The sequence below is a fragment of the Pseudomonas shahriarae genome (assembly GCF_014268455.2).
Lineage (GTDB): Bacteria > Pseudomonadota > Gammaproteobacteria > Pseudomonadales > Pseudomonadaceae > Aquipseudomonas > Aquipseudomonas shahriarae.
The window spans coordinates 4,485,261-4,497,991 of record NZ_CP077085.1; the positions used below are offsets into that span (position 1 = coordinate 4,485,261).

At 62.1% G+C, this 12,731-nt stretch carries 7 protein-coding genes; 3 read left to right on the forward strand and 4 right to left on the reverse strand.

Features of this window, described 5'->3' with window-relative positions; genetic code table 11:
- Positions 1-21: 21 nt before the first annotated feature.
- From ligA to HU773_RS19910, 4 genes are all read right to left on the reverse strand, one after another.
- Entirely contained in the window at positions 22-2,379 is a 2,358-nt protein-coding gene (gene ligA / locus HU773_RS19895; RefSeq protein ID WP_186625617.1) for an NAD-dependent DNA ligase LigA, read from the reverse strand.
- Positions 2,380-2,467: 88 nt separating this feature from the next.
- Positions 2,468-3,331 (reverse strand): cell division protein ZipA, encoded by an 864-nt coding sequence (zipA, locus tag HU773_RS19900; RefSeq protein ID WP_057444921.1) that lies wholly within the window; start codon positions 3,329-3,331, stop codon positions 2,468-2,470.
- A gap of 253 nt (positions 3,332-3,584) precedes the next feature.
- On the reverse strand, positions 3,585-7,073 hold the full coding sequence (gene smc / locus HU773_RS19905; RefSeq protein WP_057960330.1) for a chromosome segregation protein SMC: 3,489 nt from the start codon (positions 7,071-7,073) through the stop codon (positions 3,585-3,587).
- A 2-nt stretch (positions 7,074-7,075) separates the two neighbouring features.
- Positions 7,076-7,735: a GntR family transcriptional regulator gene (locus HU773_RS19910; RefSeq protein ID WP_057439508.1), complete on the reverse strand. Its 660-nt coding sequence runs from the start codon at positions 7,733-7,735 to the stop codon at positions 7,076-7,078.
- Positions 7,736-8,002: 267 nt separating this feature from the next.
- Between HU773_RS19910 and xdhA the strand changes: the two genes are divergently transcribed.
- The 3 genes from xdhA to xdhC are packed head-to-tail and all read left to right on the forward strand — an operon-like array spanning position 8,003 to position 12,730.
- Complete coding sequence (gene xdhA / locus HU773_RS19915; RefSeq protein ID WP_186625619.1) at positions 8,003-9,451, forward strand: xanthine dehydrogenase small subunit; 1,449 nt, start codon at positions 8,003-8,005, stop codon at positions 9,449-9,451.
- Positions 9,444-11,843, forward strand: a complete 2,400-nt coding sequence (gene xdhB, locus HU773_RS19920) for a xanthine dehydrogenase molybdopterin binding subunit (RefSeq protein WP_186625621.1) — start codon at positions 9,444-9,446, stop codon at positions 11,841-11,843. Before xdhA ends, xdhB begins: the two co-directional genes overlap by 8 nt.
- A gap of 44 nt (positions 11,844-11,887) precedes the next feature.
- Positions 11,888-12,730 (forward strand): xanthine dehydrogenase accessory protein XdhC, encoded by an 843-nt coding sequence (gene xdhC, locus HU773_RS19925; protein WP_057960333.1) that lies wholly within the window; start codon positions 11,888-11,890, stop codon positions 12,728-12,730.
- Position 12,731 lies beyond the last annotated feature (1 nt).

Sequence of the window (12,731 nt, forward strand, 5' to 3'; positions counted from 1 at the left end):
CGCAAAGCGTGGGAACGGTCATCAGAGGGGAATGTTATGGCTGGCCAGGAAGGCGACAAAAGCCTCTTCGTCCAGGACCTTCAGCCCCAGCTCGCTGGCCTTGGCCAGTTTCGAGCCGGCACCCGGCCCGGCGACCACGCAATGGGTCTTCGCCGAGACCGAACCCGCCACCTTGGCCCCCAGGCTTTCGAGCTTTGCCTTGGCCACGTCGCGACTCATCAATTCCAGCGAGCCGGTCAGCACCCAGGTATGCCCCGCCTCGGGCAAGCCTTCAACCACCTTCTTCTCGCTCTGCCAATGCATGCCGAAGTCCTTGAGCTGCTGCTCGATGGCCAGCGCACGATGGGCATTGTCCGGGTTATCGAAGAACTCACGCACGGCCTTGGCCTGCTTCTCCGGCAGCGCCTGGCGCATATCCAGCCAATCGGCCTGGATAACACCCTCCAGGGAGCCAAACCTGTCCGCCAGCTTCTGCGCGGCTCCCGGCCCCACGGAAGGTACATGCAACTTGTCGAGCAGGCCGCCCAGGGTGGTACTGGCAGCGAACTCGGCACTCAGCTCACCCTGGTCCTGCAAGACCAGCGCGCACTCGTCCGGCGACAGCAGCGCGCCGATCACCTGCTGGTTGTGCCCGTCTTCAAAGAAGCTGTGGATCTCGTGCGCCACTTCCAGGCCCACATCCGGCAAGTACGTCAGCACTTCCGGCAACGCCCGCTGCACACGCTCCAGGGACGCCAGGGAACGCGCCAGGACCTTGGCGGTTTCCTCACCCACATCGGGAATACCCAGGGCGTAGATGAACCGCGCCAGGGTTGGGGTCTTGCTGTTTTCGATGGCGGCGATCAGTTTCTTGCTGGAAACATCGGCGAAGCCTTCCAGGTCGATGATCTGTTCGTACTTGAGCTTGTACAGGTCCGCCGGCGAGCCGATGAGTTTCTCATCGACCAACTGCTCGATGGTCTTGTCGCCCAGGCCGTCGATATCCATGGCCCGGCGCGAGACAAAATGGATAATCGCCTGCTTGAGCTGCGCACCACAGGCCAGGCGCCCGACACAGCGATACACCGCGCCCTCGCTGACGGTTTCCTTGCCCTTGCTGCGCTTGACCAGTTGCGTGCGCTCCACATGGGAACCGCACACCGGGCAGCTTTCCGGGATCTGCACGGCGCGGGCATTTTCCGGGCGACGCTCGGTAACCACCGACACGACCTGTGGGATCACATCACCGGCACGGCGGATGATCACGGTGTCACCGATCATCAAGCCCAGGCGCGCCACTTCGTCCATGTTGTGCAATGTCGCATTGGATACGGTGACTCCCGCCACCTTGACCGGCTTCAAGCGCGCCACCGGCGTCACCGCGCCGGTGCGGCCGACCTGGAATTCAACGTCGAGCAATTCAGTCAGTTCTTCCATCGCCGGAAACTTATGGGCGATGGCCCAGCGCGGCTCGCGGGCGCGAAAGCCCAGTTCACGCTGATAGGCGATGCTGTTGACCTTGAACACCACACCGTCGATTTCATAGGGCAGGCTGTTACGCCGCTCACCGATGTCGCGGTAGTACGCCAGGCAATCCTCAATCCCCTTGGCCAGCTTCAACTCGTGGCTGATGGGCATGCCCCACTTCTGCAACTGCTGCAGGTTGCCGATATGGGTGTCGCTGATGTCCGTGGTCACGCCATAGCAGCAGAACTCCAGGGGGCGACTGGCGGTGATCTTCGAGTCGAGTTGGCGCAGGCTGCCCGCCGCCGCGTTACGCGGGTTGGCGAAGGTCTTGCCGCCGACTTCCAGTTGCGTGGCGTTCAAACGCTCGAAACCGGCCTTGGACATGAACACTTCACCGCGCACTTCCAGCGTCGCCGGCCAGCCCGCGCCCTGCAGTTTCAGCGGGATATTGCGCACGGTGCGCACATTCACGCTGATGTCTTCGCCCGTGGTGCCGTCGCCACGGGTCGCGCCGCGCACCAACTCGCCATCCTGATACAGCAGGCTGACCGCCAGGCCATCGAGCTTGGGTTCGCAGCTGTATTCCACCGCCGCACCACCGCCAAACAGATCGCCCACCGGCAGGTCGAGACCCTCGGTAACGCGGCGATCAAACTCCAGCATGGTGGTTTCATCAAAGGCGTTGCCCAGGCTGAGCATCGGGATCTCGTGACGCACCTGGGTAAAGGCCGACAGCGCCGCACTGCCGACCCGCTGCGTCGGTGAGTCGCGAGTCACCAGGTCCGGGTGCTCGGCTTCCAGCGCCTTGAGTTCGTGGAACAGCCGGTCGTATTCGGCGTCCGGAATGCTCGGCTCGTCGAGTACGTGGTAACGGTAGTTGTGCTGATCCAGTTCAGCGCGCAGCTCGAGAATGCGGGTGTGGGCGGCGGTCATGGGTGTTCTCTCATAAAGCAAAAGAGCAGCCGAAGCTGCTCAATATGTTAGTGCGCTTAATTCTACTGACAACGCTGAAGACCCGTCCTCAGCGTTTCTGTGTCAGGGCGCGACGCTCGAACTCGACGATGCGCTGACGGTAGTGTTCGATGGTCTGGGCGGTCAGCACGCTGCGCTGGTCGTCCTTGAGCTCGCCATTGAGCTCCTGGGACAGCTTGCGGGCTGCGGCCACCATGACGTCGAACGCCTGTTTCGGGTGACGCGGGCCTGGCAGGCCGAGGAAGAAGCTCACGGCAGGGGTGCTGAACAGGTCGATATCGTCCAGATCGAAGGTGCCCGGCTTGACCGCGTTGGCCATGGAGAACAGTACTTCACCGTTGCCGGCCATGCTTTCGTGACGGTGGAAAATATCCATCTCGCCGAAACGCAGGCCGCTTTCCAGGATGTTCTGCAACAGCGCCGGGCCCTTGAAACCGGCCGCGTCGCGGCAGATCACGCTGATCACCAGCACTTCTTCAGCTGCCGGCTGGTCCTTGGTGGACTCACGTGGCGCGCTCTTGGCCGGGCTTTCATCCGGGAAATCACCATCGCGGCTGCTGAAGCTCGGGCCTTCGTCCACGTCGAGGTTCAGGTCGCCCTGATGCGGCTCGGCCACAGCAGCGCTGCCGCGCTTGCCACGTTTGGACGACGGTTCGCGGGCTTCACGCACCGGGGCGCTCATCGACGGCAGGTCGTGCTCGTCCAGCTGCGGCTCTTTATGGGTGTCCAGGACACGGGGCGGCCCCAGCAGCTCGGCAGCGCCGTCGTCGTCGGGCAAATTGGACAGGTTACGGTCCAGACGGAATTTCAGCTTGCCCTTGCCGCCGCGCATACGGCGCCAGCCATCAAAAAGAATACCGGCTATTACAATAATGCCGATGACGATCAGCCACTCGCGCAGACCGATTTCCATGTAATCCCTTGCCTCTATAAAAAATGCTGAAAAATAAGGGGTTTAGCACCGTGCAAACCGCTTTAAAACGTGGCGCCAACTCTATGTTCTGACTGACGTTTTGCCCACGCATACGAAAAATTGACATTAAACTAGCACGACCAAAGATAACTTTACACAGTTGGCGCAAAATGTGTCGGCTGACGCAGGAATTAAGCTACAAATCATAAGCTTCAAGCCGACACTCATGCCCCTTGAAGCTAGCAACTTGGCGCTAACTTTCCACCATTGCCATCGCCTCTTCCACATCCACCGCCACCAGTCGCGAACAGCCCGGTTCATGCATGGTCACCCCCATCAATTGATCCGCCATTTCCATGGCGATCTTGTTGTGGGTGATATAGATGAACTGCACCGTCTGGGACATCTCTTTAACCAGGCGGGCATAGCGTCCAACGTTAGCGTCATCCAGCGGCGCGTCAACTTCATCGAGCATGCAGAACGGCGCCGGGTTCAACTTGAAGATGGCAAACACCAGGGCCAATGCGGTCAGGGCCTTCTCGCCGCCGGACAACAAATGGATGGTGCTGTTCTTCTTGCCCGGAGGCCGCGCCATGATCGTTACCCCTGTATCGAGTAGATCTTCGCCCGTCAGTTCCAAGTAAGCGCTGCCACCGCCGAAAACTTTTGGGAATAAGGCCTGTAAACCGCCATTAATCTGATCAAAGGTATCTTTGAAGCGGTTACGGGTTTCCTTGTCGATCTTGCGAATGACGTTTTCCAGGGTGTCCAGGGCTTCCACCAGATCGGCGTTCTGGGCATCCAGGTAACGTTTACGCTCGGACTGCTGCTGGTATTCGTCGATGGCGGCGAGGTTGATCGCGCCGAGTCGCTGAATGCGCGCGGCAATGCGCTCAAGTTCTTCTTCGGCTTCTTTCTCGTTGGCCTCGGCGGTCAAGGTATTGAGTACGCCGTGCAGGTCGTAGCCATCTTCCAGCAACTGATCCTGCAAGGTTTTGCGGCGCACCGTCAGGGCCTGCCATTCCATGCGCTGCTGTTCGAGCTGGCTGCGGATCAATTGTGATTGCTGCTCGGCCTGAGTCCGGCGCTTTTCTGCGTCGCGCAGTTCGCGGTCGGCGTCTTCCAGAGCGATCTGCGCGGTCTTGAGTTCTTCGTCGACGCTCATGCGTTTATCGAGCAACTCTTCGAGCTTCAAGCGCAGCTCTTCCAGGGGCGCCTCGCCCTCCTCCAGGTTGAGACTCAGTTGCTCGCGCTTTTCCGTCAGGCGTTCGGACTGCATCTCCAGGCGCTCCAGGGCCTGGCGCGTGGAATCGTGCTGAGCGCGCAACGAGCCCAGGCGCACCGCCAACTGGTGGGCGTGATCCTTGTGCTGGCGTGCTTCCTGGCGTACCCGATCGAGGCGTTCACGCAGGCTGTCACGCTGGGCCAGCAGCAGTTCACGCTGCTCGGTGTCGAGGGCCATGCTGTCGAGGGCATCCTGCAACTGCAGGCGCGCTTCGCCGACTTGTTCATGTTCGAGGGCGCGCTGTTCGCCCATCTCGGCCACTTCTTCATCGAGACGGGTACGGCGCAGGGTCAACTGTTCGGCCTTGGCCTTGCTGGCCGAGAGCTGGGCTTTCAATTCACCCTGCTGGCGCGCTTCGTCCTGCAACAGGCGGCGCAAATGTTCGCGGCCGGTCTCTTGCTGGCGCTGGGTGGCGCGCAGGGTTTGCAGTTGGGTTTCCAGGGACTCCAGGGTCGCCTCGCGCTCTTCGCGCTCGGCACTCAGGTTGACGATTTCCTGGCCACGGGCCAATACGCCGCTTTCGGCTTCACTGGCGCGGCGCACCCGCAAAAAGTGCCGGCCGACCCAGTAGCCGTCGCGGCTGATCAGGCTTTCGCCAGAGGCCAATTGGCCACGCAACGCCAGGGCCTGTTCCAGGGAGTCCACCGGCTTGACCTGGCCCAGCCAGGGCGACAGATCAATCGGCGCCTCGACTTTATCCAACAGGCTGCCCGGCACGCGGGTGCCATCGGCTGCCGGGCTGAGCAGACGCAAGTCGCCCTGGGTGAAACCGGCCAGATCAAACCCGCCAAAGTCATCCACCAGCACCGCCTGCAGATCCGCGCCAAGCACGGTCTCCACGGCCAGTTCCCAACCGGCTTCGACCTTCAAGCCTTCGGCCAGGCGCGGACGCTCGGCCAGGTGCTGGTCACGCAGCCATTCTGCGGTGCCCGTGCCGGGATCCAGTGCCGCCTGCTGCAAGGCTTCAAGGGAGGCCAGGCGCCCGTTGAGGCGCTGCAAATCACCCTGGGCCTGCTGCTGCGCCTGGGTCGCCTGCTGCAGTTCCTGGCGCAATTGCTCCAGGCGCTCCACTTGCTGTTCTTCGCTGGCTTCCAGCTCTTCGAGCGTCATTTCGCTTTCGGCCAACTGCTCGCTCAGCGCCATGATCGCCGCGTCTTCCGGGGCAGCGGCCAGCAAGGCGCGCTCCTCCAGGACCCGGCGCTGGCGCTCGGCCAGGCGTTCCATACTGGTTTCCAGTTGCTGGATGCGCGACTGCTGCACCTCAGCCTGGCGCCGCGGCTCGGCGGAGCGCAGGTTGAACGCATCCCACTGTTCCTGCCAACCGTGCATGGTGGTTTCGGATTCTTCCAGGGCGGCGGCGGCCTCTTCGGCGGCGGCGCTGGTGATTTCCTGCTCGGGGATGAGCATGTCCAGCTCTTCGCCGAGGGTCAGCAGCAAGGTGCGGTCGTGGCCCAGGTGCGACTCGGTTTCCAGGCGCGCTCGCTCCGCTTCCTTCAGGTCATCCTGCAACTGGCGCAAGCGCTGCTGGCCGTGCTGGATGCTCTGCTCGACCCGCGCAATATCGCCGCCCACCGAATAGAAGCGGCCCTGCACCAGGTTGAAGCGCTCGGACAAGTCATGGTGACCGTCACGCAGGCGTTCGATGCTGGCGTCGGCATTGCGCTGCTCAGCCACCAGGGCTTCGAAGCTGATTTCCTGGGTGCCGATAATCGCTTCGCGCTGGCCCACCTGGTCATTCAAGGCCTGCCAGCGCAGCGCCGAGAGTTGCGCCTTGAGCTGGCGTTCTTCGCCTTTGTATTCCTGGTATTTCTCGGCGGCCTGGGCCTGGCGGTGCAGGCGCTCCAGCTGGCGCTCCAGCTCTTCACGCAGGTCGGTCAGGCGCGCGAGGTTTTCGTGGGTGCGGCGGATGCGGTTTTCGGTCTCGCGGCGGCGCTCCTTGTACTTGGAGATACCGGCCGCTTCCTCGATAAAGTTGCGCAGGTCCTCGGGCTTGGCTTCGATCAGCTTGGAGATCATGCCCTGCTCGATAATCGAGTAGCTGCGCGGGCCCAGGCCGGTGCCGAGGAAGATGTCGGTAATGTCGCGGCGCCGGCACTTGGTGCCGTTGAGGAAGTAACTGTTCTGGCTGTCGCGCGTCACTTTGCGGCGGATGGAGATTTCCGCGTAGGCGGCGTATTCACCCACCAGGGTACCGTCGGAGTTGTCGAACACCAGTTCGATGCTGGCCTGACTGACCGGCTTGCGGCTGGTGGAGCCATTGAAGATGACGTCGGTCATCGACTCGCCACGCAGGTTTTTCGCCGAGCTCTCGCCCATCACCCAGCGCACGGCGTCGATGATGTTCGACTTGCCGCAGCCATTGGGCCCGACCACTGCCGCCATGTTACTGGGGAAGTTCACCGTGGTCGGGTCGACGAAGGATTTGAACCCCGCCAGTTTGATGCATTTGAGCCGCACGCTTAGGCGTCCGCCAGGGCTGCGATAACCAGTGAACAACTGCGCTGGCCATAGGCCGAGAGCACTTGGCGGATCTGCGGCAGATCACGGGCCAGTACAGCGGCGAGCAGTTGCTCGAACAGCGCCAGGTACTCGCTCATCGACGCCTTGCGTTGATCCAGGGCCAGGTAATAGGCGCGGTTCATCGCCGGTTGCAGATTTTCGACGGTTTCCTGCAGGTACGGGTTATTGGCAAAGGGGTACGCGGCGCGCATGACATTGAAGCATTCTTCGACAAAAGCGCGGATGTCCTGGCGCTCGAAATTGCTCACCAGCCGTTGCTGGATCTGCACGAAGGGCGCCATGTCGGCCTGGGTCTGCCAGCCTTCGGCGACCGCATTGCCCAGCAGGATGTACAGCTCGCTCATCAGCGTGCACAGGCTCTGCACCTTGTGCGCGGTGAGCTCGGTGACGTGGGCGCCACGGCGCGGCAGGATGGCGATCAGGTGCCGTCGCTCGAGGATCAGCAAGGCTTCGCGCACGGAGCCACGGCTGACATTCAGCGCCAGCGTGACTTTCTGTTCCTGGATCCGCTCCCCAGGCTTGAGATCGCCGCGAATGATGCGTTCGGCGAGGTGGTGAGCGATTTGCTCGGCAAGACTATCCGGCGCCTTGAACGTCATGTTTTCCCTTCAAAATCTGCTATCGGTACAAGGGCGGCAGTGTAGCGCAATCACTGAGCCAGCAACGCCGAATTTGGCATGAAATAAGCAGACGATAAAGCCCAGGCGCCCCTGAAAACGGCGGTTACAGGGATCTGAACCATAATCAAAGGTGTTGCAATCGCATTTTCTTGACCTTCTGGTCAGAAAATCGTTGACCGAAAAGTCAGACATGACTAGATTCGGCGCAAAGCGGTTAACAACAATAATGAGTCTGCGAGGCCTTCCGTGATCCAGTTTTTAATCAACCAGGAGCTCCGTAGCGAGCATGACCTGGACCCGAACCTGACTGTGCTCAACTACCTGCGTGAGCACCTGGGCAAATCCGGAACCAAGGAAGGCTGCGCCAGCGGCGACTGTGGTGCCTGCACCGTGGTAGTCGGCGAGCTGCATACCGACGAGCAAGGTGCCGAGCAGATTCGCTATCGCAGCCTCAATTCGTGCCTGACGTTTGTCTCATCCCTGCACGGCAAACAACTGATCACCGTGGAAGACCTCAAGCACCAGGGCCAACTGCACAGCGTGCAACAGGCCATGGTCGAGTGCCATGGTTCCCAATGCGGTTTCTGCACCCCCGGTTTTGTAATGTCGCTGTTCGCCCTGCAAAAAAACAGCGACGCCCCCGACAGCGCCAAGGCCCACGAAGCCCTGGCCGGCAACCTGTGCCGCTGCACCGGCTACCGGCCGATCCTGGCCGCTGCCGAGCAAGCCTGCTGCAACAAGCCCCAGGACCAGTTCGACAGCCGCGAGGCGCAGACCATCGCCCGCCTCAAGGCCATCGCGCCGACGCAAACCGGCGAACTGAACAGCGGCGACAAACGCTGCCTGGTGCCCCTGACCGTCGCCGACCTGGCCGACCTCTACGACGCCTACCCCCAAGCCCGGCTGCTGGCCGGCGGTACCGACCTGGCGCTGGAGGTCACCCAGTTCCACCGCGTGCTGCCGGTGATGATCTACGTCGGCAACATTGAAGCCATGAAGCGCATCGAGACCTTTGACGACCGCCTGGAAATCGGCGCCGCTACCGCCCTCTCCGACTGCTACAGCGCGCTGCACCACGAGTACCCGGACTTCGGCGACCTGCTGCACCGCTTCGCCTCCCTGCAAATCCGCAACCAGGGCACCCTCGGCGGCAATATCGGCAACGCCTCGCCCATCGGTGACTCGCCGCCGCTGCTGATCGCCCTCGGCGCGCAGATCGTGCTGTGCAAGGGCAACGTGCGCCGCACCCTGGCCCTGGAAGACTACTTTATCGACTACCGCGTCACTGCCCGTCAGGACAGTGAGTTCATCGAGAAGATCATCGTGCCCAAGGGCCACGCGCTGTTTCGCGCCTACAAGGTTTCCAAGCGCCTGGACGATGACATCTCGGCAGTCTGCGCAGCCTTCAATCTGAAGTTCGACAATGGGGTGATCAGCGATGCCCGCGTCGCCTTCGGTGGCATGGCCGCCACCCCCAAACGCGCACAACACTGCGAGGCCCTGCTGATCGGCGCCACCTGGAACAGCGCCACCGTGGAGAAAGCCTGTGCGGCCCTGGCCGAGGATTTCACCCCGCTGTCGGACTTCCGTGCGAGCAAGGAATACCGCCTGCTCAGCGCCCAGAACCTGCTGCGCAAATACTTCATCGAACTGCAAACGCCGCACATCGAGACTCGGGTGACCGCTTATGTCTAACCATCACGCCGTGGTAAAAACCCAAGCCGAAATGGCCGCGCAGTTTGCCCAGGACCTGACGTCCGGGGTCGGGCGTAGCGTCAAGCATGACAGCGCCGCCAAGCATGTGTCGGGCGAAGCGCAGTACATTGATGATCGCCTGGAATTCCCCAACCAGTTGCACCTGTATGCGCGCATGTCCGACCGCGCCCACGCCCGAATCCTCAGTATCGACACCGCACCCTGCTACGCCTTTGACGGTGTGCGCATTGTCATCACCCACGAAGACGTACCGGGCCTGAAAGACATCGGCCCGCTGATGCCCGGCGACCCGTTGCTGGCCATCGACACCGTGCAGTTCGTCGGCCAGGTAGTCCTGGCCGTCGCCGCCCGCGACCTGGAAACCGCACGCAAGGCGGCCATGGCCGCGGTGATCGAATACGAAGACCTGGAGCCGGTGCTGGATGTGGTCGAGGCCTTCCGCAATAAACATTTCGTGCTGGACAGCCACACCCACCAGCGCGGTGATTCGGCGAGCGCCCTGGCGAGCGCGAAAAACCGTATCCAGGGCACCCTGCATATCGGCGGCCAGGAACACTTCTACCTGGAGACCCAGATCTCCTCGGTGATGCCCACCGAAGACGGCGGCATGATCGTCTACTGCTCCACCCAGAACCCCACCGAAGTGCAGAAACTGGTGGCCGAAGTACTGGACGTGTCGATGAACAAAATCGTGGTGGATATGCGCCGCATGGGCGGTGGTTTTGGCGGCAAGGAAACCCAGGCCGCCAGCCCGGCATGCCTGTGCGCAGTGGTGGCGCGCCTGACCGGCCAGCCGACCAAGATGCGTCTGCCACGGGTCGAAGACATGCTGATGACCGGCAAGCGCCACCCGTTCTACATCGAATACGACGTGGGCTTCGACGACAACGGCCGCCTGCACGGGATCAATCTGGACCTGGCGGGTAACTGCGGCTGCTCGCCGGACCTGTCGAACTCGATTGTCGACCGGGCGATGTTCCACTCCGACAACGCGTATTACCTGGGCGATGCCACCGTCAACGGTCATCGCTGCAAGACCAACACCGCCTCCAACACCGCCTACCGTGGTTTCGGCGGCCCGCAAGGCATGGTCGCCATCGAGGAAGTGATGGACGCCATCGCCCGCCATCTGGCCCTGGACCCGCTGGCCGTGCGCAAGGCCAACTACTATGGCAAGACCGAGCGCAACGTCACCCACTACTACCAGACCGTCGAGCACAACATGCTCGAAGAAATGACCGCCGAGCTTGAGGCCAGCAGCCAGTACGCCGAACGCCGCGAAGCGATCCGCCTGTACAACGCCCACAGCCCGATCCTGAAAAAGGGCCTGGCGCTGACGCCGGTGAAGTTCGGTATTTCGTTTACCGCCAGCTTCCTCAACCAGGCCGGCGCGTTGATCCATATCTACACCGACGGCAGCATCCACTTGAACCATGGCGGCACCGAGATGGGCCAGGGCCTGAACATCAAGGTCGCGCAAGTGGTGGCCGAGATCTTTCAGGTGGAAATCGACCGGGTGCAGATCACCGCGACCAACACCGACAAGGTGCCCAACACCTCGCCGACCGCCGCCTCCAGCGGCGCCGACCTGAACGGCAAGGCCGCGCAGAACGCCGCCGAAACCATCAAGCAACGCCTGGTGGAGTTCGCTGCGCGCAAGTACGACGTCAGCGAGGCGGACGTGGAGTTCCACAACGGCCATGTGCGGGTGCGTGAGCTGATCCTGACGTTCGAGGAGCTGATCCAGCAGGCGTATTTCGCCCAGGTGTCGCTGTCGAGTACCGGCTTCTACAAGACCCCGAAAATTTTCTACGACCGCAGCCAGGCGCGGGGCCGGCCGTTCTACTACTTCGCCTTCGGCGCAGCCTGCTGCGAAGTGATCGTCGACACCCTGACCGGCGAGTACAAGATGCTGCGCACCGACATCCTCCACGACGTGGGCGCCTCGCTGAACCCGGCCATCGACATTGGTCAGGTCGAAGGCGGCTTTATCCAGGGCATGGGCTGGCTGACCATGGAAGAGCTGGTGTGGAACAACAAGGGCAAGCTGATGACCAATGGCCCGGCCAGCTACAAGATTCCGGCCGTGGCGGACATGCCCCTGGATTTGCGGGTCAAACTGGTAGAAAACCGCAAGAACCCGGAGGACACGGTGTTCCATTCCAAGGCCGTGGGCGAACCGCCATTTATGCTCGGGATTGCTTCGTGGTGCGCGATCAAGGATGCGGTGGCGAGCCTGGGTGACTATCGCCATCAACCGAAGATTGATGCGCCGGCGACCCCGGAGCGGGTGTTGTGGGGCTGTGAGCAGATGCGTCAATTGCAGGCGGCGACGGTGGTTGAGGCTGAGACCGAGATGGCTTCGCTCTAGACCGCGATGACGGCCTGACTGACAACAGCAATGTTGAGGTAGACATGAACAACTGGATCAGCGCCCTCGCCGACCTGCAACACCAGGGTGAACCCTGCGTGCTGGTGACCATTATCGAAGAGCTCGGCTCCACGCCGCGCAATGCCGGTTCGAAGATGGTAGTCAGCGCCGCGCAAACCTTCGACACCATCGGCGGCGGCCACCTGGAATACAAGGCCATGCAGATCGCCCGCGACATGCTCGCCAGCGGTCAGCACAACACCCATCTGGAGCGCTTCAGCCTCGGTGCCAGCCTCGGCCAGTGCTGTGGCGGCGTCACCGTGCTGCTGTTCGAACCCATGGGCCAGGTGCAGGCGCAGATTGCCGTGTTCGGCGCCGGCCATGTCGGTCGCGCCCTGGTGCCGCTGCTGGCCAGCCTGCCGTGCCGGGTGCGCTGGATCGACTCGCGGGAACAGGAATTCCCGGAGCATATCCCCCAGGGCGTGCGTAAAATCGTCAGCGAAGAGCCGGTCGATGAAATTGCCGACCTGCCTGCGGGCAGTTACTGCATCGTCATGACCCATAATCACCCACTGGATCTGGAACTGACCGCCGCCCTGCTCAAGCGCAATGACTTTGCCTACTTCGGCCTGATCGGCTCGCAGACCAAACGCGTCAAGTTTGAACACCGCCTGCGTGAGCGCGGCTTCGAGGCTGCGCAGTTGCAACGCATGCGCTGCCCCATGGGCCTCACCGAGGTGAAGGGCAAATTGCCGGTGGAAATCGCCATCTCCATCGCCGGCGAGATCATCGCCACCTATAACGCCAACTTCGGCCAGCACACCGCGAGCGCCGAACCCATTGCCAAACTGCTGCCGGTATCTCGCCGCAGCCAAGCTATGAATTGAG